At 62.3% G+C, this 21,082-nt stretch carries 19 protein-coding genes; 13 read left to right on the top strand and 6 right to left on the bottom strand.

Annotation, left to right across the window (positions count from 1 at the left end):
* Positions 1 to 24: 24 nt before the first annotated feature.
* The 3 genes from argH to argB form a co-directional block, all read right to left on the bottom strand.
* Positions 25 to 1,326: an argininosuccinate lyase gene (gene argH / locus VFO93_RS13475; RefSeq protein WP_325134901.1), complete on the bottom strand. Its 1,302-nt coding sequence runs from the start codon at positions 1,324 to 1,326 to the stop codon at positions 25 to 27.
* Positions 1,327 to 1,411: 85 nt separating this feature from the next.
* The gene (locus VFO93_RS13470) at positions 1,412 to 2,476 is read right to left on the bottom strand and encodes a M20 family metallo-hydrolase (RefSeq protein ID WP_325134900.1); all 1,065 of its coding nucleotides are present in this window, start codon (positions 2,474 to 2,476) and stop codon (positions 1,412 to 1,414) included.
* Entirely contained in the window at positions 2,464 to 3,249 is a 786-nt protein-coding gene (gene argB, locus VFO93_RS13465; RefSeq protein WP_325134899.1) for an acetylglutamate kinase, read from the bottom strand. Before argB ends, VFO93_RS13470 begins: the two co-directional genes overlap by 13 nt.
* Positions 3,250 to 3,677: 428 nt before the next feature.
* On the opposite strand from argB, the gene VFO93_RS13460 reads away from it, so the two are divergent.
* From VFO93_RS13460 to VFO93_RS13435, 6 genes are all read left to right on the top strand, one after another.
* Positions 3,678 to 4,256 (top strand): GNAT family N-acetyltransferase, encoded by a 579-nt coding sequence (locus VFO93_RS13460; protein WP_325134898.1) that lies wholly within the window; start codon positions 3,678 to 3,680, stop codon positions 4,254 to 4,256.
* A gap of 120 nt (positions 4,257 to 4,376) precedes the next feature.
* The gene (gene argG / locus VFO93_RS13455) at positions 4,377 to 5,561 is read left to right on the top strand and encodes an argininosuccinate synthase (RefSeq protein ID WP_325134897.1); all 1,185 of its coding nucleotides are present in this window, start codon (positions 4,377 to 4,379) and stop codon (positions 5,559 to 5,561) included.
* Between the two features lie 383 nt (positions 5,562 to 5,944).
* Complete coding sequence (locus VFO93_RS13450) at positions 5,945 to 6,880, top strand: homoserine kinase (RefSeq protein WP_325134896.1); 936 nt, start codon at positions 5,945 to 5,947, stop codon at positions 6,878 to 6,880.
* Between the two features lie 81 nt (positions 6,881 to 6,961).
* Positions 6,962 to 8,254, top strand: coding sequence for a threonine synthase (gene thrC, locus VFO93_RS13445; protein ID WP_325134895.1), 1,293 nt, complete (start codon positions 6,962 to 6,964; stop codon positions 8,252 to 8,254).
* A 59-nt stretch (positions 8,255 to 8,313) separates the two neighbouring features.
* Positions 8,314 to 9,006, top strand: a complete 693-nt coding sequence (locus tag VFO93_RS13440; RefSeq protein WP_325134894.1) for a c-type heme family protein — start codon at positions 8,314 to 8,316, stop codon at positions 9,004 to 9,006.
* A gap of 10 nt (positions 9,007 to 9,016) precedes the next feature.
* Complete coding sequence (locus tag VFO93_RS13435) at positions 9,017 to 10,285, top strand: NAD(P)/FAD-dependent oxidoreductase (RefSeq protein ID WP_325134893.1); 1,269 nt, start codon at positions 9,017 to 9,019, stop codon at positions 10,283 to 10,285.
* A 91-nt stretch (positions 10,286 to 10,376) separates the two neighbouring features.
* Here VFO93_RS13435 and VFO93_RS13430 read toward each other — a convergent pair whose 3' ends face one another.
* Positions 10,377 to 10,685, bottom strand: coding sequence for a hypothetical protein (locus VFO93_RS13430; RefSeq protein WP_325134892.1), 309 nt, complete (start codon positions 10,683 to 10,685; stop codon positions 10,377 to 10,379).
* Between the two features lie 226 nt (positions 10,686 to 10,911).
* Here VFO93_RS13430 and VFO93_RS13425 point away from each other — a divergent pair, with 226 nt between their 5' ends.
* On the top strand, positions 10,912 to 13,224 hold the full coding sequence (locus VFO93_RS13425) for a patatin-like phospholipase family protein (RefSeq protein ID WP_325134891.1): 2,313 nt from the start codon (positions 10,912 to 10,914) through the stop codon (positions 13,222 to 13,224).
* 97 nt (positions 13,225 to 13,321) lie between these two features.
* Here the strand turns inward: VFO93_RS13425 and VFO93_RS13420 are convergent, their stop codons facing one another.
* Together VFO93_RS13420 and VFO93_RS13415 are read right to left on the bottom strand one after the other, a co-directional pair.
* Positions 13,322 to 14,263 (bottom strand): glycoside hydrolase family 43 protein, encoded by a 942-nt coding sequence (locus VFO93_RS13420; protein ID WP_325134890.1) that lies wholly within the window; start codon positions 14,261 to 14,263, stop codon positions 13,322 to 13,324.
* Positions 14,264 to 14,315: 52 nt separating this feature from the next.
* Complete coding sequence (locus tag VFO93_RS13415; RefSeq protein WP_325134889.1) at positions 14,316 to 15,032, bottom strand: alpha/beta hydrolase; 717 nt, start codon at positions 15,030 to 15,032, stop codon at positions 14,316 to 14,318.
* A gap of 477 nt (positions 15,033 to 15,509) precedes the next feature.
* Between VFO93_RS13415 and VFO93_RS13410 the strand changes: the two genes are divergently transcribed.
* The 6 genes from VFO93_RS13410 to VFO93_RS13385 form a co-directional block, all read left to right on the top strand.
* Entirely contained in the window at positions 15,510 to 16,145 is a 636-nt protein-coding gene (locus VFO93_RS13410) for an RNA polymerase sigma factor (protein ID WP_325134888.1), read from the top strand.
* Positions 16,084 to 16,308: a hypothetical protein gene (locus tag VFO93_RS13405; RefSeq protein ID WP_325134887.1), complete on the top strand. Its 225-nt coding sequence runs from the start codon at positions 16,084 to 16,086 to the stop codon at positions 16,306 to 16,308. Before VFO93_RS13410 ends, VFO93_RS13405 begins: the two co-directional genes overlap by 62 nt.
* 110 nt (positions 16,309 to 16,418) lie before the next feature.
* On the top strand, positions 16,419 to 17,126 hold the full coding sequence (nth, locus tag VFO93_RS13400; RefSeq protein ID WP_325134886.1) for an endonuclease III: 708 nt from the start codon (positions 16,419 to 16,421) through the stop codon (positions 17,124 to 17,126).
* A gap of 142 nt (positions 17,127 to 17,268) precedes the next feature.
* Entirely contained in the window at positions 17,269 to 18,018 is a 750-nt protein-coding gene (locus tag VFO93_RS13395) for a hypothetical protein (RefSeq protein ID WP_325134885.1), read from the top strand.
* A 50-nt stretch (positions 18,019 to 18,068) separates the two neighbouring features.
* Entirely contained in the window at positions 18,069 to 20,840 is a 2,772-nt protein-coding gene (locus VFO93_RS13390) for a TonB-dependent receptor (protein WP_325134884.1), read from the top strand.
* A gap of 2 nt (positions 20,841 to 20,842) precedes the next feature.
* A partial coding sequence (locus VFO93_RS13385; RefSeq protein ID WP_325134883.1) for a DUF4249 family protein occupies positions 20,843 to 21,082 on the top strand: 240 nt, incomplete at its 3' end.

Here is a 21,082-nt window from a genome sequence, read left to right as displayed (position 1 = left end):
ATCGCATACCTCACTCCGTTCGTGCTACTTCGCCCACGTCAGGCGCTCACGGGTGCTTTGCAGGCGCTGTGCCAGCACGTCCAGCCCAGGGTTATGCACGCTGCCGAGGTGCGTAGTGGCAAACTCCTTGTGCGGCACGTAGCTGCCATTGTCTACGGCCTGCCCCACCTGCTTATACGCATCGCGGAAGGGCACGCCGCTTTGGATTAGCTGATTGATATTCTCGACCGAGAATATCGCATCGTACTTTGATTGGTCGATAACGCCGGGCACCACTTGCAAGGCCGGCACAGCAAAGAGCAGAATATCCAGAATATCGGCAAACTGCACCATCGGCCGGAACAGAATTTCCTTGAGAATCTGGAAGTCGCGGTGGTAACCGCTGGGCAGGTTGTTGATGGTCAGGATAATATCGGTGGGTAGCGCTTGCAGGCGGTTGCAGTGCGCGCGCACCAGCTCGAACACGTCGGGGTTTTTCTTGTGCGGCATGATGCTGGAGCCCGTCGTAAACTCCTTGGGCAGCAGCACGAAGCCCAGGTCCTGGCTGTTATATAGCACCAGGTCATACGCTAGTTTGCTGAGCGTGCCGGCCACGCCGGCGATGGCGAAAGCCAGCGTTTTTTCGGTTTTACCGCGCAGCATTTGCGCCCCCACGGCGCTCACGGCCACGTGGGCAAAACCCATGTCGCGCGTCGTTTGCTCGCGGTCGATGCCGAAGCTGCTGCCGAAGCCCGCGCCCGAGCCCAGCGGGTTGTGGTCGGCCACGGCGTGCGCGGCTTCCAGCAGATTGAGGTCGAGCAACAAATGCTCGGCATACGCCCCAAACCACAGCCCGAAGCTACTCGGCATGGCCGCCTGAAAGTGCGTGTAGCCGGGCAGCAAATCGTTTTTATACTTCTCGCCCTGCTGCAACAGCAGCTCGGCCAGCTCCAGAATTTTCGCTCCGATTTTCTCGCAGTAGTCCTTGATGAACAGCTGAATGGCCGTCAGCACCTGGTCGTTGCGCGAGCGCGCCACGTGGATTTTCTTGCCTGCGTCGCCGAACTTTTCGGTCAGGTAGTACTCAATCTTAGAGTGGACATCCTCAAAATCTTTGTCAATCTGAAACGTGTCGTTTTCGACCTGCGCCAGCAGTTCGTCCAATCCTTGCAGCAGCTGGCTTTCCTCCTCCCGCGAAATCAGGCCGATGCTGGCCAGCATCCGGGCCTGCGCCTGAGAGGCCCGCATGTCGAAGGGGGCCAGGTACATGTCCAGCTCACGGTCTTGGCCGACGGTGAATTTCTCGATTTTATCGTTGACCGAAAAGCCTTTTTCCCAGATTTTCATACTCGTGACGCCAAGCTCCAGCTTGGCGAATCGTTGTTAGCGCCTGAGGCTTGCTCTCACGGCGGCACCAAGCTGGAGCTTGGTGTTACAATTCAAAATCAGTCAGCAATTCGATGTAATCGGCAATGCCGCCGCGAATTTCGCTGAGCAAAATGTACTCATCCGGCGCGTGCGAGCGGGCACTGTCGCCCGGCCCCATTTTCAGCGTCGGGAAGCGCATCAGCGCCTGGTCGGAGAGCGTGGGCGAGCCGTAGGTGGCCTTGCCCATCGCCACCGCTTTCTGCACCAGCGGGTGCGTGAGCGGCAGGCCCGACGACTGCAAATGCGTGGAGCGCGGCGTGATTTCGGCCTGCACGTTCGCCCGAATTATGTCTAGAATTTCCTCGTTCGAGTAGCACTCCGTGGGGCGCACGTCCACCACGTAGCGGCACTCGTCGGGTACCACGTTGTGCTGCGTACCGGCTTGGATTTGCGTCACCGTCATCTTCACCGGGCCGAGCATTTCCGATACCTTGGGGAATTGATAAGCGCGCAGCCAGTTAATGTCGTCGAGCGCTTTATAGAGCGCGTTATCGCCCTCATTGCGAGCCGCGTGGCCGGTGCGACCGCGCGCTACACCGTCGAGCACGAGCAAGCCTTTCTCGGCCACGGCAGCATTCATACCGGTGGGCTCGCCCACGATGCCGAGGTCGATTTTGCCCAGCGCGGGCAGGATGCTTTTGACGCCGTTTGCGCCCGAAATTTCCTCTTCGGCCGTGATGGCGCAGACGAGATTAAACGCCGTGGGCCGATTGTAGAAGTAGCGGAACGTGGCCAACAAACTCACCGCCGACGCGCCCGCGTCGTTGCTACCCAGGCCGGTGAGGCGGTCGCCTTCCAGCGTCGCGGCGAAGGGCGGGTACGTCCAACTCGGGCCGGGCTTCACGGTGTCGTGGTGTGAGTTGAGCAGAATGGTAGGCTTAGCGTCGTCCCAATCTGGTTTTCCAACAATCAAGTTATTGCCTTTGCGACTGAAAGCCCCAAAATGCTTGCTCAAAAAGTTTTCCAGGATATACGCTGTTTCCTGCTCTTCTCGCGAAAACGATTGTGCTTTGATTAACTGCTTTAGCAGGTCAATAGCATCATCGGCCAGCTCTTCTAATTCAGACATAGTACCGTGCGCAGCTCAGAATTGATGTTAAGCGCGTGGCCGATTACGACCTGGCGCACGCCCTGGTGCAGCGCCGCAAACGCATTTTCGAGCTTGGGTAGCATCCCGTCGGCGATGATGCCCTGCGCCTTTAACGTTTCGTAGTGCGCCGCGTCGATTTCGGGGATTACAGAATTGTCATCATTTACGTCGCGCAGCACGCCGTTTTTCTCGAAGCAGTAGTGCAGCGTCACGTCGGCCACCGGGGCGAGCGCCACGGCCACGGCCGAAGCGATGGTGTCGGCGTTGGTGTTGAGCAGCTGCCCCTGCCCGTCGTGGATGATGGGGCACAGCACGGGCGTAATGCCGGCTTGCAGCAAGCGCAAGATTAAATCTTTGTTAACGCTGGCCGCCGTGAGGTCGCCCACGAAGCCAAAATCCACGTCCTTCACCGGCCGCTTCGTACCCCGGATTACGTTGCCATCGGCCCCACTCAAGCCCAGCGCATTCACGCCGAGGCGCTGCAAAGTGGCGACTACCTCTTTGTTGGTTTTGCCGGCGTAAAACATCACCACGATGTCGAGCGTGGCGGCGTCGGTCACGCGGCGGCCGTTGACCATCGTGGGCGTCAGACCTAGCTCGCGCATCATGGCGCTGGCCCCTTTGCCGCCGCCGTGGACTAGTATTTTGGGGCCGGGTGCCTGGGCCAGTAAGCCCAGAAAACGAGCTAGTTCGGCCGCGTCGTCGATGATGCCGCCGCCGATTTTATAGACTGTTACCGCGAGGTTATGCATACCTAATTCACTCGTAGCCATTGCCTGGCTTCCGAAAAAAACACCTGCAACTATTGCAAGCAAAAGTAGGAACTTTTACCTTTGCGGCATCATTATGGCCCTTGGTTTGCTAGCACACTTGCTGGCCCACGGCCGCACTTCGCAATGACTTACCTGGTTCGCACCACCCTTTTGCTTTCCACTACGGCCCGCCTGGGTTCGGGAAGCGTGCGTAGGCTGGTGTGTGCCTTGCTGCGACGACCCTAGCCGGCTTCAACTGCCGGATGCTGACGCATAAGTCAGCCTTTTTGCGGGCTATTCGTATCTGATGCAGATAGAGAGCCCGCCCGCTTAACCGATAGATTTCGGGTTTTCTGCCGCTAACCCGCCGTATTGCGGGGGCCGGTTAACTACGTCTCTTCCTTTAAGTTACCCCCATTTTAAGTATCATGACAATTCGGGTTGCAACGGCAGCGGATACGCACTACGCGGATTTGCTGTGCCAGTGGTACATCGAGTCGGCCAAGCAGCGGGGCACGGGCATCGCTAAGCGCGACCCGGAATATGTGCGCGAGAAAATGCGCCAGGGCAATGCCGTCATCGCTTTCGTGGAAGGCGAGCTGGCCGGCTTTTGCTACATCGAAACCTTCGAAGGCGGTAAGTTTTTGGCCAATTCGGGCCTCGTGGTGAACACCGAGTTGCGCAAGCACGGCCTGGGCCGCGCCATCAAGCGTGAGGTGTTTCGCTTGTCGCGCACCAAGTATCCGGCGGCCAAGATTTTCGGCATCACCACCAGCCTGGCGGTGATGAAAATCAACTCTGACCTGGGCTACGAGCCGGTTACGTTCTCGGAACTGACGACCAGCGAGGACTTTTGGAAGGGCTGCAAGAGTTGCAAAAACTTCGGTATCCTGATGGAAAATGAGCGCAAGATGTGCCTCTGTACGGGAATGCTGTTCGACAAGCTCGACGCGCCCTTGCCTGAGAATGAGATGCCGGAAGAAATGCGGCTGCCCGTGGTGCCGTAGCCACAGTTGCGCGGACTTTGTAGTCCGCGATGCATTGCAACGATTATCCAACTAACTTTTAGCGCCAGCCATTCGCTGCGCTCATTCGCGGACTACAAAGTCCGCGCAACACCTTTAGTAATGAAGAAAAAGGCAATTGTAGCGTACAGCGGCGGCCTCGACACGTCGTACTGCGTGGTGAACCTCTCGCGGGAGCACGACCTCGAAATTCATACCGTTATCGTGAATTCGGGCGGTTTTTCGGACGAAGAACTACAGTCCATTGAAAAGCGCGCCTACGAGTTGGGCTCGGTGAAGCACGAGGTAATCGATATTACCGAGCGCTACTACCACGACTGCCTGCGCTACCTGCTGTTTGGCAACGTGTTGAAGAACGACACTTACCCGCTGAGCGTGAGCGCCGAGCGCATGTTTCAGGCGCTTGCCATTGCCGAATACGCCAAGCGCGAAAATGCCGAGTACATCGTGCACGGCAGCACCGGCGCCGGCAACGACCAAGTGCGCTTCGACGTGGCCTTCGCCGTAATCGCGCCCACGGTTGAAATCATCACGCCTATCCGTGACCAGAAGCTATCGCGCCAGCAGGAAATCGACTACCTGCAAAGCCAGGGCTTCGAGATGAGCTGGGAAAAGGCCAAATACTCCATTAACCGCGGCATCTGGGGCACCAGCGTGGGCGGCGTCGAAACGCTGACCTCGCGCCAAGCGCTACCCGAGAGCGCCTACCCCACCCAGCTTTCCAAAACCGAGCCCAGCCAACTGGAAATCACCTTTGAGAAAGGCGAGCCAGTAGCGCTGAACGGCGAGAAGATGGACGCCGTGGCCCTCATCCAAAAGCTCAACGAACTGGGCGGAGCCTACGCTATCGGCCGCGACACGCACGTGGGCGACACGATTCTGGGCATCAAGGGCCGCGTAGGCTTCGAGGCCCCGGCGGCGCTATTGCTCATCAAGGCGCACCACCTACTGGAAAAGCACACGCTCTCACGCTGGCAGCAGCTTAATAAGGAGTCGATTGCCACCTGGTACGGCACGCTGCTGCACGAGGCGCAATACCTCGACCCGGTGATGCGCGACTTTGAGGCCTTTTTGGCTTCGTCGCAGGAGCGCGTGACGGGCACGGTGTTCGTGGAGCTGCGGCCTTACCACTTTGAGCTGCTCGGCATCGAGTCGAAATACGACATGATGCAGTCGAAGGTGGCGACCTATGGCGAGGAGAACAACGCCTGGGATTCGCGCGATGCGCGTGGGTTTATCAAGATTTTCGGCAATCAGCTGAAGATTCACGCTTCGCTGGAGGACTAGCGGGGCGGGGCGCCTCACCCCTAGCCCCTCTCCGAAAAGGAGAGGGGGACTAGTTTCTAGTTTTAGTTTTTAGTATCAAAGAAATTTATGCAAATCACTAGGCCTAAAATTCTCGGAACACTAAAGATTAATAGAATGATGGCAGGTAACCTCGCCGTTATGAATGACATTAAAAATGCGCCGAATAAGCTCATTGTTACTGTTAATTCATATGAGCATGGCGAAGAGCTTATTGCTAAGCTTAAAGCTGCTCGACCTGGTGAGGTAATTACTATTTAATAAAATATTTCTCGTCGTATCCCGGGCTAGCATTGAAACTAGCCATCTGGCTCCCCCTCTCCTTTTCGGAGAGGGGGCCGGGGGGTGAGGCGCTTACGTTAGCCATGCCTCTCCCTTCCTCCGTCACTGTTCACGCGCCCGCCACCATTGCCAACGTCGGCTGCGGCTTCGACGTGCTGGGCCTCTGCTTAACAGCCCCTTACGATACGATAACGCTGCGCCGCCGCGAGCAGGCGGGCCTCACCATCACGCACCTCGACGACTACAACCTGCCCACTGACCCCTACCACAACGTGGCCGGCGCGGCCCTGCTAGCCCTACTGCGCGAGGTGCCCGAGACCCTGGGCTTTGAGGTCGAAATCACGAAGGGCATCCGGCCGGGCAGCGGCATTGGCAGCAGCGCGGCTAGCGCGGCGGGCGCGGTGGTGGCGGCCAATGCGCTGCTGGGAAATCGGTTTGACAACAAGCAGCTCATCGACATGGCCATGCACGGCGAGGCGGTGGCGTCGGGCGTGCGCCACGCCGACAACATTGCACCGGCCATTTGCGGGGGCTTCACGCTGGTGCGGGCCGTGCAACCGGTGCTCGATGTGGTGGCCCTACCCGCCCCGGCGCTGTGGGTGGCGGTGGTGCACCCGCAGTTTGAGGTGAAAACCAAGGAGGCCCGCGCCGTGCTGCCGACCCAGGTGCCGCTGTCGCTGGCCGTGCGCCAGTGGGCCAATGTGGGCGGCCTGGTCGCCGGCTTTCTGACCCAGGATTTGGAGTTAATCGGCCGCGCCCTGGACGATTACATCGTGGAGCCGGCCCGCGCCGCTCTCCTCCCCGGCCTCGCCGATGCCAGGCAGCGGGCGCTGGCGGCCGGGGCGCTGGGCGGCGGCATTTCGGGCTCAGGGCCGTCGATTTTTATGCTCAATAAAGACGAGGCCACGGCCTACGCCGCCGCAGAGGCCATGGGGGCGGTGTACCGAAAAATGGGCATTGCTTTTCACCTGCATGTGGGGCCGATTGCGACGCAAGGGGCGCGGGTAATTCATTCTTAGCTGTTAGCTTTTGGCTGCTAGCTACTAGCTACCGCCCGTTTGAAAGCTAACAGCTAGCAGCCAAAAGCTAACAGCTAAAAAATGCAGTACTACAGTCTCAATCACCAGTCGCCGCCCGTCGATTTTCGCGCCGCCACCATTGCCGGGCAAGCGCCCGATGGCGGCTTGTACTTCCCCGAAAGCATTCCGCAGTTTTCGGACGAGTTTCTAAAAAACCTACCCAACCTCGCGCCGGCCGACATTGCCTACCAGGTAATGCAGCCCTACGTGGGCGACACCATCCCGGCGGCCGAGCTACGCCGCATCTGCGCCGAAACGGTGGATTTCCCGTTTCCGCTAGTGCCCGTGACCGAGCGGATAAGTGCGCTGGAGCTGTTTCACGGGCCGACGCTGGCGTTTAAGGACGTGGGGGCGCGCTTTATGAGCCGCTGCCTGGGGTATTTTTCGCAGGGTGAAACCGCGCCCGTGACGGTGCTGGTGGCCACTTCCGGCGATACGGGCGGGGCGGTGGCGCACGGCTTTTTGGGCGTGCCGGGCGTGGAGGTAGTCATTCTCTACCCCTCGGGCAAGGTGAGCCCGTTGCAGGAATTGCAGCTCACCACGCTGGGCCAGAACATCACGGCGCTCGAAGTGCAGGGCAACTTCGATGATTGCCAGGCTTTGGTAAAGCAGGCCTTTAAAGACGAGAGCCTGACCAGCCGCCGCACGCTCACCTCGGCCAACAGCATCAACGTGGCGCGGTGGCTGCCGCAGCAGCTCTACTACCTGTTTGCCCTGCAACAGTGGCGCGGGGCCGCGCCGCCCGTCATTTCGGTGCCCAGCGGCAACTTTGGCAACCTCTGCGCCGGGCTGCTGGCCCACGCCTCGGGGCTGCCGGTGGGCCATTTCCTCGCGGCCTGCAACGCCAACGACGCGGGCGCGGAGTATTTGCGCACGGCCATTTTCGCGCCTAAAACGGCGGTGGCCACCATCTCTAATGCGATGGACGTGGGCCACCCGAGCAACTTCGTTCGCATCCTGGAGCTCTTCAAGCACGAGCACGCCACCATCAGCCAGCTGCTGAGCGGCTACTCGGTGAGCGACGCCGACACCAGCGCCACCATCCGGCGCGTGGACGCCGAGCGCGGGTATTTGCTCGACCCGCACGGGGCGGTGGCGTTTTTTGCGCTGGAAAAGTACATGGCCGATAACCCGGCCGCAGCGGGCTTTTTGCTGGCCACGGCCCACCCGGTCAAGTTTCCCGAAGTAGTTGAGCCGCTCATAGGCCGCCCGGTGGAGCTGCCGGCCGCGCTACATTATCTATTGGCAAAGCCTAAGCACAGCGTGCCGCTGGCCCCGAGCTACGAGGCGCTACGGGCGTGGCTGCTGGCGTAGCGCCAAGCTCCGGCTTGGCGCTACTGCAACCTTCGTAGCCGTAAACCAGTTGCCGCACTATGCTTTTGCCTTCTCTCAAGCCCACACACGCCCTGGCGGCGCTACTAGCGCTAGCCGCCTGCCGCCCCGACCAAATCAAGCACTTACCGGGTACCAAGCAAATAGCCGAAGAAACCGCCAACTGGGAGGTCAAGCACATAACGCCCAACGACTTGCTGCACGCTACGCGCTGGGCCGGCGACTCGCTCACCGCCTACGCCGACACGCTGCTGCGCCGCACGCTGGCCCGCGAGCTGGCCAAAGGCGGGCTCGCCAACGCGGCTAATTTTTGCCGCCCCCAAACCTACCCCGCCACCGACTCGATGGCCCGCAAGTGGCACCTGCGCCCGCGCCGCGTGGAGTGGCGGCCGGCGGGCAGCGGCGCTACGGCCGCCATCACGGCCGCTGGCTTGCAGCCCGACACCGTGCGCCTCATCGGCCGGCCGGCCGCCGACACGTTTTATTATCAGCGGCCCATCGTGCTGCGCAATAGCCTGTGTTTGCGCTGCCACGGCCAGCCGGGGCGCGACCTCACGGCCGCCGAGGCCCAGCTGCTGCAAGCGCAGCACCCACAGTTGCAAGCCGTGGGGCGGCAGCGCGGGCAGGTGCTGGGCGCGTGGCAGCTGACGCTGGAGCGCGACGGGGTGGCCGAGTTTTACACCCTGAAAACGCGCAAGAAGTGGAAGGAGCACAAGATGCCCAAGCTATTTTAACCCCCTACTAATGAGCCAGCAACAACCCATTATCATCATCGGCGCGGGCATGGCCGGGCTGGCGTGCGCCAACTGGCTGCACCGCGCCGGCCGCCCCGTGCTGGTGCTCGATGCCGCCGACGCCGTGGGCGGCCGCGTGCGCACCGACATCACGCCCGAGGGCTTCCGGCTCGACCGGGGCTTTCAGATACTGCTCACCGACTACCCCGAGGCGCGGCGCATGTTCGACTACGGCGCGCTGGATTTGAAGAAATACCAGTCGGGCGCGGTGGTGCAACTGCCCGACGGGCGCGAAACCACCCTCGAAAACCCCTTGCAGCAGCCGCTGGCCGCGTTTTCGGCGCTGGCCTCGCCCATCGGCACGCTCAAGGATAAGCTACTGATTGCCAGGCTAGCGACCGAGCTGCAAGGTCAAGCCCCGGAGACGCTACTGGCGCAACCCGCCGAAACCACGCTGGCCTACCTGCGGCGCTACGGCTGGAGCGAGCAGATTATCACTAATTTCTTCCGCCCGTTTTTCGGCGGCGTGTACCTCGACCGAGAGTTGAGCACGGCCAGTAATTTCTTCCAATTTGTTTTTCAGCAGTTTATTAAGGGCGATGCCGCCGTGCCGGCCCTTGGTATGCAGCAGCTACCCGAGCAGATAGCCGCGCGGCTGCCCGCTGGCAGCATCAGGCTGAACACGCCCGTGGCGGCCGTGCTCGACGCCGGCCGCACCGTGCGCCTGGCCTCCGGCGAAACGCTGGCCGCCGCCGCTACCGTGGTGGCTACCGACGGCCCGGCCGCCGCTCGCTTGCTCGGGGCCGAGGCGGCTACTACGGCCAATTTGGCGGCGCGGCCCACTACCTGCACCTATTTTGCCACGCCCGGCGCGGCACCCAGCCACGGCCATAAGCTGCTGCACCTCAACGCCCAACCCGAGGCCTTTGCGCACAATGTCGCTTTCCCGGCCGAGGTGAGCGCGGCGGTGGCCCCGGCCGGGCAGGGGCTGATATCGGTGAGCACGCACGGCGCGCACAGCCTCACCGACGACGCCCTGACGGAGCGCCTGCGCCCCGAGCTGGCAGCGTGGTTTGGGCCGGCGGTGGCGCAGTGGTGGCATCTGCGCACCTACCGCATTGCGCAGGCGCTGCCGGTGTATGGGCCGGGCCAGCCGGTGCAGCAGCCGCTGCAAGTGGGCGACGCCCTATTTCGCTGCGGCGACTGGGTAGCGTACCCGTCGCTGAACGCGGCGCTGGGCACCGGCCGCCAGGTAGCCGAGTTGCTGCTAGGCAAATAGCTGATTAGCAGGCTAAACGCCAAGGCCCGGCGAGGTAGCCTAGCAGCTACTTCGCCGGGGCGATGGGGCACTGGCGCACGGCGCTGAATACTTACTCTGCTTTCTTGCGCGACGGCTTGGCAACGTCTTTCGAGCCCTTCTGCTTGGAGTTGGGGTGGCTGTTGATGTAGCCACCGCCGGCCTTTTGGTAGGCCAGCGTGAGCAGCTGCGACTTGCGGGCGCTCCAGGTGCCGGGCTCGCCACCTTTGGCAGCGGCGCGGATTTCATTTTTCAGACGCTCGCGCATGGCGGGGTCCGAGTACGTATTTTCGAGGGTGCGACGACGGGCGGCGGGGCGGGTCTTGGTCCGTTTTCGGGTAGGAGTGCTACTGGCGTCGTCGGCAGGAATTATAGTCTTCATCAGGGGAGGCCATGTTAGTAGGACAGCAAAGCAACACAAAAAAAACAATACGGTTGCACCCAATTGAATTTTATTTTCAGCTTGTTCAACATTAGTAGTCAATTCATTAAACAAATAACTTCACCCGGCAGCCACCTTTCACAACCTATTGCACCTGCCATAACTGCCAGCCGCTAACCCGCGTATGGCGCGCAATAGCTGTACTTATTACCTCCTTTATCACCTTATGCAAAAAAAATTACTTTACCGCCTGCTGCTGGGGCTACTGGCCCTTGGTCTTTTGCGGCCGGCCCAGGCCCAGAAGGTAGGCGTTGTGCTCAGCGGCGGCGGGGCCAAGGGCCTGGCCCACGTGGGCGTGCTCAAGCAGCTGGAAGCCAACCGCATCCCCATCGACTACATCATCGGCACCAGCATGGGGGCCATTATCGGGGCCATGTATTCGGCGGGCTACTCGCCCCGCGAGATTGAGCAGATTGTGCTCTCGGAGGAATTTCAGTACTGGGCTTCGGGCAAGCAGCTGCAAGACAAGACCTTCAACTACCTCACGGCCGAGCCCGACCCCTCGGCCCTGCGCCTGGGCGTGGCCCTCGACTCCTCGTTTCGGGCACGGGTATCACCCAAGCTCGTGAATGACCTGAACCTGAACCTGGCGCTGGCCCGGCTGCTGGCCCCGGCCGGGGCCATCGCGGGCGGCGATTTCAACCGCCTCTTTGTGCCCTTCCGGTGCATGGCGGCCGAGGTGTTTACGCGCACCGAGGTCACGCAGAAGGCGGGCAACCTGGCCGACGCGGTGCGCAATTCCATGACGTTTCCGCTGGCGTTCCGGCCCATCCGCAACCCCGACGGGCGCTACCTCTTCGACGGAGCGGTATTCAATAATTTTCCGGTCGATGTCATGCGCCGCGAGTTCAATCCCGATATCATTATCGGGGTGAACGTAGGCGACGTGGCCTTTCAGAAATACCCGTACAAAAAGGCTGACGAGCTGATGACCAGCACGCTGGCCTTTCTGGGCACCAGCGTGGCCGATACCGTCACCATTGCCCAAAAGGGCATCTACATCCAGCCCAACTTGCAGGGCCTGGGGGCGGCCGACTTCGACAAGGTGCGCCAGCTAATCGGGCAGGGCGACACGGCCACGCAGCGCAAAATGGCGCTCATTCGGCAGCGCATCGGGCGGCGCGTCGATACGCTGGATTTGCAGCGGCGGCGGCTGGCGTTTCAGCAGGCCGCGCCCACGCCGCGCTTTGTGCAGGTGCGGGTGCAGGGCCTGCGCCAAGACCAGAACGCCTACGCCGAGAGCTTTTTTCGGCGCGATGGCAAAACCTACAACCTCGGCGACCTGGAGGAAGGCTACTACCGCCTGGCGGCCGACGACTACTTCCGCAACATTTACCCGCGCATTCGCTACGACGCGGCGCAGCAGGGCTACGTGTTCACGGTGGATGCCCAGCAAAACAACAACGTGGCGGCCGAGGTAGGCTTCGCGCTCAGCTCGCGGCCCATTGATAACCTGTACGTTGGCCTCGAATACCGCTACCTGCGCAGCCTGCTCTACACCGTGGAGGCCAACGTGAGCCTGGGCCGCTTCTACAACGGCGCGCAGGGCAGCTTCCGGGTGAATGTGCCGGGGCGGGTGCCGTTTTTCATTCAGCCCCAGATTACATACAACCAGTGGGACTACCAGAACACGGGCGGCGTGCTAGGGCGCGACGTGCTGAACACGCAGGTGCGGCAGCAGGACACCAAAATCGGCGGCCAAATCGGGATTTCGCCCCGCTACCGCGCCCGCGTAGTGCTCGATTTGGGCGCGTTTTATAACCTGGACAACTACTCTAACACGTCGGAGATAAACTCGGCCGACCTGCTGGCGCGCACCTCCTTCAAGGGCGGCACGGCGGCCATTCGCTTTGCCCGCAACTCGCTCAACCGCAAGCAGTACGCCACCAACGGCCGGCGCTACGTGCTGAGCTTGCGCGGCGTGGTGGGCACCGAGGCCTACACGCCCGGCACTACCTCGCTGCTGCGCGATGCGGCCAGCCGCCACCACCAGTGGCTGCAGCTGCGGGCGGCCTACGAGCGCTTCGTGCCCCTCAAAAAAGACAAGCAGGCCTGGGGCTACTTTGGCGAGCTGGTGCTGAGCGGGCAGGGCCAGTTTTTCAACTACCGCTCGTCGCTCACGAGCGCGCCGGTGTTCGCGCCGCTCGTCGATTCGCGCACGCTCTTTCTCGACCACTACCGCGCGCCGCGCTACGCGGCCGTGGGCTTGCGCTACACGCAGCAGGTATTTGGCAGCTTCGAGTGGCGCTCAGAAATTTATACCCATCTGAATTTTAACCCCCTGCGCGAAGAAAACCAGCTGGCCGCCATCACGGCCAAGCTCAGCCGGCCCTACCTCACGGGCTCGACGGGGCTCATCTTTACCACACCCGTGGGGCCGCTGGCCGTGCACGCTACCTACTACGACGACCCGCAGCACCGCTTCGCGGTGTACGGGCACCTGGGGTACATTTTGTTTCGGAGCCGGGCGCTGGAGTAGCGGTGAATGAGCGCGCGAGGCAATCGCATCCGAGCGGCACGGCTGAACAGATACGATTGCCTTACTCGCGCTGCCAAACACTTTCTTTACACCTCATTCATTCACCAATGGATACTACCGGCCAGCCCTCCTCATTATAGTCTACCTTACTCAGCAGCAGCACGCGGCGCGAGTAGCTCTGCTCGTCGTTGATGGCGTTGAAGGTGGGCTGCTGGCGGTCGATGGCGTGGTAGAGCAGCCAGTCCTGGCCGTGGGCGTCGGTGATGAGGCTGTTGTGGCCGGGGGCCTGCCAGCGGGCGGTTTCGGTAAGGATGGTGCCGGCCGTGCCAGTGGCCTGGGCCAGCGTTTGGTAGGGGCCGGTGGCGTGGCGGGCGCGGGCCACCAGCACGGCGTAGCGGGCATCGGGGCCGCAGCAGTTGTCGCCCGAGTAAAAGAGGTAGTACCAGCCCCGGCGGTAGTGCACCCAGCTACCCTCGATGAGGTGGCCGTAGGGCGCGGGGTCGCCGGCCTGCCGGGTTTCGACGATGATTTTTGCCTCCGAGCCTTCGGCAAAGCCCAGCCCGTCGGCTGCCAGCTCGCGCACCCGCAGCGGCCCGAAGCCCGAGCCCCAAAAGAGCCACGGCCGCCCGTCGGCGGGGTCCACGAAGCGCATGGGGTCGATGTTTTCGAAGCCGGGGCCGCCGGCCAGCAGCGGCTGCCCGCTGTCGCGGAAGGGGCCTTCGGGGCGCTCGGCCACGGCCACGCCCAGACACAGGCCGGCGGTGGGGTCGTTGGGCTGCGCCGAGTAGTACATGAGGTAGCGGCCGTCGGGGTGGCGGCTCACATCGGGCGCCCAAAAGCGCTGACTGGTGGCCGCCCAGGCCGGCTTGTCGGGGAGGGCCTCGCCGAGGTGCTCCCAGCTTTTCAGGTTGTGCGAGCGTGCTACCTGGAAGTTGAGTACTTGGCCGTTGCGCTTGGTTTGGGTGGCGTAGGCGTAGTAGTAGCCATCGGGAGCCAGCAGCACGCTGGGGTCGGGAAAGTCGGAATCGAGAACGAGCATAGGAGTGTAGGGTAAGCTTGAGCTTGCCCGTCGTATGCTACGGATTCTGCGCTTAGAAAGGCAAGCTAAAGCTTACCCTACACTCCTCTACCGCTTCGTAGGGTAGCAGATGCCCGGCACCGGGCACCACCGTGAAGGGCGTGCCGCCCGGCAGCAGCGACAGCGTTTGGCGGCGCTGAGCCTCGGGCGAGATGGCCATGTCGGCCTCGCCCACCAGCAGCCGGCACGGCACTGCGATGGCGGGCATCCGGCTCGAAATGTCTTCTTTCGAGCCATGCTTTAGCCAGGCATCCCAGGCGGCCTGGGTGGTGCGCAGGTTGTCGGCTACTATCTGGGCGCACACCTCGGGCCGCAGCGGGCGGTCGGTGATGTTGGCCAGCGTTTTTTCGGCTTCTTCGAGTTTGCCATAGGCGGCCAGGCAGTTCGCGCGGTCTTCGTCGCTGATGGGCTCGGGCGAGGGCGGCGAGGGCGACAGCAGCACCAGCCCGCGCAGCCCGGTGGGCTGCCGGGCGGCCAGGGCCAAGGCGATTTTGCCGCCCATGCTGTGGCCCACCAGCACATACTCTTCCACTTGGTGCTCGCGGCCGTAGGCGGCTACCCAGTCGGCGTAGCTATCCACCGAGTAGTCGAAGCCCGCCGGAACGGGCTCGTTGCCAAAGCCCGGCAGGTCGGGCGCCAGCAGCTGCGTGCCGGCGGGCAGCCGGCTGCGCAAGGTGTCGTATTCGTGGCCGGCACCGGCCCAGTAGTGTAGCGCGAGGTAGGTAAGCAAAATCGGCGGGCTAGCGCCGGCCTTAGTGCCGCGCTGCTGGCCAGCTTATACGCGCTACCGCCGAGGTTGGCTAAGCCCGGCCGTGCCGGGGCGGCCAGGGCGAAGGGCAGCGTATATAATTTTGGCCTCACGCGCTAGCCATAATCCGGGGCCGGCTGCTTATCTTGCTGTGGTATTGCCCCGCGGGCAAACTTTATTTTTGGCTTGCGCCAAAACCTGTTTGGCGGCGTGCAACCATTGGCCGGCCGTTTGACTCTGCGCGGGGCCAGAAAATGGCCGCCCGCCCCGCAAGCCAAACATGGTAGAAATAATAATTTCTATTAACAGGTACTAAGCCTTGCATAACCCGCAGGCCGCCCGCTACATTTGGCCCCGAGCCAGAAAAGTTCATCTGCCGCACATTCGCTCTCAACTTTTTTACTTTAAGCTGCATACTATCGATTAAAGCTCTACGTTTCCTTAACCCGTAGTCCTTTTATGGAACCCTTGCAGCCGAGCGATTCCGCGCTCATCGCCCTTTACCTGGCCGGCCACGAGTCGGCATTTGCCCAGCTGCTCCAGCGCCACCAGGCGCGGGTGTTTACGACTATTCACCTCGTGGTGCGCGACCAGGACCTGGCCGACGACCTCACCCAGGATACCTTCATCAAGGCCATCCACACCCTCCAGAGCGGGCGCTACCAGGACGAAGGCAAGTTTGCCTCGTGGCTGTGCCGCATTGCCCACAACCTGGCCATCGACGCCTTTCGGCGCGCAAAAAGGGCTCCCCAAACCAGCCTCGATGACAACATCGGGCTGGCCAACTCGTTACACCTTTCGGAAGAACCTGCGGACGATGCCCTCGGCCGCGAGGAAAGCCACGCCCAGCTGCGCCTGCTCATCCAGGAGCTGCCGGCGGCCCAAAAAGAAGTGCTGCTCATGCGCCACTACGGCGATATGAGCTTCCAGGAAATAGCCGACGCAACCGGCGTCAGCATCAACACGGCCCTGGGCCGGATGCGCTACGCGCTCATCAACTTGCGGAAGAAAATGGCCGCACATTCGCTTTTGTATGATACAAACGTTACCCTACCCAACGCTGCTGCGCTACGTGTACAACGAATTGCCAGCTGACGAACAACACGACGTAGAAGACGCCCTGCTACACGACCCCGAGCTAGCCGCCGCCTGTGCCGACCTACTACTGGCCCAGCGCACCCTCGATGGCCTGGTGGCCGGCCCCAGCGCCCGCACCACGGCCAATATCTTGCAATACTCGCGCACGTTTATGAAATAAGCTGTTAGCCATTGGCTACTAGCTGCTAGCTTTGAAAGAGGAGAGTTTACGCTCTGGTTTTGACTTCAAAAAGCTAACAGCTGATAGCCAGTGGCTAACAGCTTATTTTTATGACCCGCCCCGAACGGTTTCGCCAGTTTCTGGCCTACTTCCTCGATAACTACCCCGAGCCGCGCACCGAGCTCGCCTACCGCAACCCCTACGAGCTAATCGTGGCCGTGGTGCTGAGCGCGCAGTGCACCGACAAGCGCGTAAACCAGGTGATGCCCGCGCTGCTGGCGCAGTTTCCGACCGCTGCCGAGCTGGGCGCGGCCTCGGCCGAGGATATTTTTCCGTTTATCCGCAGCGTATCGTATCCTAACAATAAGGCCAAGCACCTGGCCGGCCTGGGCCGCCTGCTACTCAGCGAGTTTGGGGGCGAGGTGCCGAGTACCATCGAGGAGCTGCAACGCCTGCCCGGCGTGGGCCGCAAAACGGCCAACGTGGTGGTGTCGGTCATTTATAATCAGCCTGCGATGGCCGTGGACACGCACGTATTTCGGGTGTCGCACCGGCTGGGGCTGGTGCCCAAAACGGCCACTACCCCGCTGGCCGTGGAAAAGGCGCTGGTGAAATACACGCCGCAGGAGCTGATTCCGAAAGCCCACCACTGGCTGATTTTGCACGGGCGCTACATCTGCGTGGCGCGCACGCCCAAGTGCAGCGCGTGCCCGCTCACGGGCTTTTGCGCTTACTATGAAAAAATAGCGGCCAACCCGGCCATTGCGAGCGTGGCCACGCCCAAGCTCGGGGCTAAGCGCACAAAGCCGACCCAGTAGAAAGTTGGCCACCGCCGGCCGCCCGAATATGGTAGCTGGGCACTTCGTGAATATATTGCGCGGCGGCTGGCGCTAATGCTCCCGTACCCGCTACCAATCAGCACGTTTGGCGCGGTACCACTAGTTCTTTTCGGCTTTCGTAATGGTGCAACAACTACTCGGTGGGCTGGCGCTTGGGCTGGTACTACTCTTGCCTCGCCCGGCGGCGGCCCAGGCCTCGGCCCGCGCCGACTCGGCCGCCGTAGCCACCGCCGTGGCCGTAGCCACGCATCAGTATGACAAGGACGTGCGCCCCGAGTCGCTGCTCTTCAACGGACCGGAATACGTGAACCGCACGACGCCGGGCACCATTGGGCACCCGTTTTTTGAGCAGGCCGAGCCGCAGCTGGGCGCCGTCACGTACCAGGGCGCGCATTTTGAGGGCGTGCCGCTGAGCTACGACCTGGTGCTCGACCAGGTCGTGATGACTTACCCCAACCAGGCCGTTACCATCGTGCTAGTGCCGGAAAAGCTCGCGGCTTTTTCGCTGGGCAGCCACCAGTTTGTGCGGGTAGTGGCCGACTCGGCCACGCGCGGCGTGCTGCCCACCGGCTTTTATGAGCTACTGCAACCCGGCCCGGTGCGCCTGCTGGCCCACCACCGCAAGCGCGCCCAGCAAACGACCGTGCAGCAAAACCTGCGCGTCCGGCTCGACCAGGTCGACCGGCTACTGATACGCACCGCCGGCGCGGCCAGCGAAGTAACCAACCTAAAAACCCTGCTGGCCCTGCTGCCCGCCCACCAGGCCGAAGTGCAGCGCTACGCCCGCGAGCAAAAACTGCGCTTCGGGGCCGACCAGCGCGCGGCCTCGGCCCTGAGCGCCCTGCGCTACTACTACACGCTACCCCAGTAGCCCGGCTGTGCCGGGCTGGCTGTTTCTGCCTCTGCCTTTTCCGCCTTTTTATGCCTCGTTTCTACCCGTTTACCTGGCTGCTGGCCGGGCTGCTGGTGGGCAGTGCGCCTGCCTGGGCGCAGCAAGCCCCCGCCCCCCCCATCAGCGGCGATTTTCGCAACCTGCGCTTTGAGGAATTTGCGCGGCGCGTGGAGGCCCAGACGCCCTACCGCTTCTTTTTCAGCCCGGCCCTGCTCGACAGCGTGACGGTGCGCGTGCAGCCCAGCGGCCAGCCGCTGGTGGCGGTGCTGCGGCAGGTATTTGAGCACTCGCCGCTGCGCTACGCCGTGGATGAGGCTAGCTACCACGTTTTTATTACCTATGAATACCCGCTGCAAACGCAGCTGCCAGGCGGCCTGTTTGCCGATGCGCCGGCTGGCGGGGCCGCGCCGCCCGACGAGCCAGCTGCGGGCGGCAACCCGCTAAGCCAACCGACGCTGGTGGGCACTTCCGAGTTTCGGCTCTACGAGATTGGGGCGCGGCAGGCGGTGCCGGCCGGCGGCCGGGCCACGCTGTCGGGGGTGGTGCGCGTGGGCCAGGAGCCGGCCGTGGGGGTGGCCGTGTTTGTGCAGTCGCCCAACATCGGCACTACTACTGATAAGCAGGGCGCCTACTCGTTGACCTTGCCGGTGGGGCGCTACAACCTCAACGTGCGGGGCCTGGGCGTGCGGGCCACACGGCGGCAGCTGTGGGTGCGCGGCAACGGCCGCCTCGATTTGGAAGTGCTGTCCGACGTGACTTCGCTGCGCGAGGTAGTGGTGAAGGGTGATAAGCAAAGCAACGTGCGCGGCATGCAGATGGGCGTGCAGAAGCTGGATATCAAGCTTATCAAGCAGGTGCCGACCGTGTTTGGCGAGGCTGACTTGCTGCGGGTGGTCACGGCCCTGCCGGGCGTGAAAACCATCGGCGAGGGCAGCACGGGCTTTAGCGTGCGCGGCGGCGGCACCGACCAAAACCTGGTGCTCTTCAACGGGGCCACGATTTATAACCCGGCCCACTTGTTCGGCTTCTTTTCGGCCTTTAACCCCGACGCGGTGCAGTCGGTGGAGCTTTACAAGAGCGCCATTCCGGTGCGCTATGGCGGGCGGCTGGCCTCGGTGCTGGAGATAGAGGGGCGCGAGGGCAGCCGCAAGAAATTTGGTGGCTCGGGCGGCATCGGGCTGCTCACGAGCCGGCTGGCGCTGGAGGGGCCGCTGCCCGGCGGCAAGGGCTCGTACTTGGTGAGCGGGCGCACCTCGTACTCCGACTGGCTGCTGCACAAAGTGCCCAGCCCCACGCTCAAAAACAGCGCGGCCTCGTTCTATGACCTCAGCGCTTACCTTACCTACGACCTAAGTCCTAATAACTCGCTGGCTGCCACCGGCTACCTTAGCCACGACCGCTTCCGGCTGGCCAGCGATACCATTTACGAGTACCGCAACGCGGCGGCCAGCCTGCGCTGGAAGCACACCTTCGGCCAGAAGCTGGCCGGCTCGCTCACGGGCACCTACAGCCGCTACGGCTTCAACCTGAAAACGACGCGCAACGAGTTTTCGGCCTCGACCTTCGACTACAGCATCAGCCAGGCGGCGTTGCAGGCCGATGGTAACTACCTGCTGAACAATAAGCACACGCTCGACTTCGGGGCCAGCTCGCTGCTGTACAACACCGCGCCCGGCAACCAGCAGCCGCTGGGTGACAAGTCGCTGCTGCTGCCTACACTCATTCAGCACGAGCGGGCCGTGGAAAGCGCCGTGTACCTGGCCGACCGCATCGACATCAGCCCGCGCCTGGCGGTGGTGCTGGGGCTGCGCTACTCGTTTTTTCAGGCGCTGGGGCCGCGCCAGGTTACGGAGTATTTGCCGGGTATTTCGCGCAGCGCCAGCACCGCTACGGGCACTACCGACTACTCGGGCGGGCAGGTTATCGCCAACTACGGTGGCCCCGAATGGCGGCTGAGCGCCAAGTACGAGCTCACGGCCAACTCGTCGGTGAAGGCCAGCTACAACCGCACGCGCCAGTACATTCACCAGCTCACCAACACTACGGTAGTGTCACCCACCGACAGCTGGAAGCTGAGCGACAAATACATCCGCCCGCAGGTGGGCGACCAGTACGCGCTGGGCTACTACCACAATTTCAAGCAGAACACCGTCGAGTTTTCGGTGGAAGGCTACTACAAGCGCATCCACGACTTTCTGGACTACAAGAGCGGCGCGGTGCTGCTGCTCAACCCCAACCTCGAAACCGACGTGGTGAACGCCGAGGGCCGCGCCTACGGCGTGGAGGTGCTGCTGCGCAAAAACGTGGGCAAGATAAACGGCTGGCTGAGCTACACTTACGCCCGCTCGCTGGTGCAGGTGAATACGGCTACCGATGTGGTGAACGGCGGCAGCTGGTACCCCAGCAACTACGACAAGCCCCACGACGTGACGCTGGTGGGCAACTACCGCTTCTCGAAGCGCTTCAACGCGGCGCTGAACTTCAACTACAGCACCGGCCGGCCCATCACGCTGCCGCTGGCCAAGTACTACATCGACAACGCCTACCGGGTGTACTACTCGGACCGCAACGCCTACCGGGTGCCCGACTACTACCGCGTCGACTTGGCCGTCAACTTTGAGGGCAGCCATAAAGTCAAGAAGCTGGCCCACAGCTCGTGGACGCTGGCCGTGTACAACCTGACCGGGCGGCGCAACCCGTACTCGGTTTATTTTCAGTCGCAAAGCGGGCAGATTAAAGGCTACCAGCTCTCAATTTTCGGGCAGCCGATTCCGACGCTCACGTACAATTTCAAGTTTTAGCCATGCGCCCTTTTTCTGCTTCCCCAGCGCTGCGCTGGGGTATATCGGGCGGGCTACTAGCGCTGGCTGGGTGCGTAGACCCCTACATGCCCGAGGTGCTGGATGCCAACGCCAACTACCTGGTGGTGGATGGCTTTATCAACGGGGCCGGGCGCACGCGCATCCAGCTCTCGCGCACCACCAACACGGCCAGCACCAGCCCCCCGCCCGCGGAGAAGGGGGCCCGGCTGACTATCGTGGAC

Source organism: Hymenobacter sp., from assembly GCF_035709525.1.
Taxonomy (GTDB): domain Bacteria; phylum Bacteroidota; class Bacteroidia; order Cytophagales; family Hymenobacteraceae; genus Hymenobacter.
The sequence above is the reverse complement of the archived record's forward strand: the minus strand, read 5'-3'. Positions and strand labels throughout refer to the sequence as shown.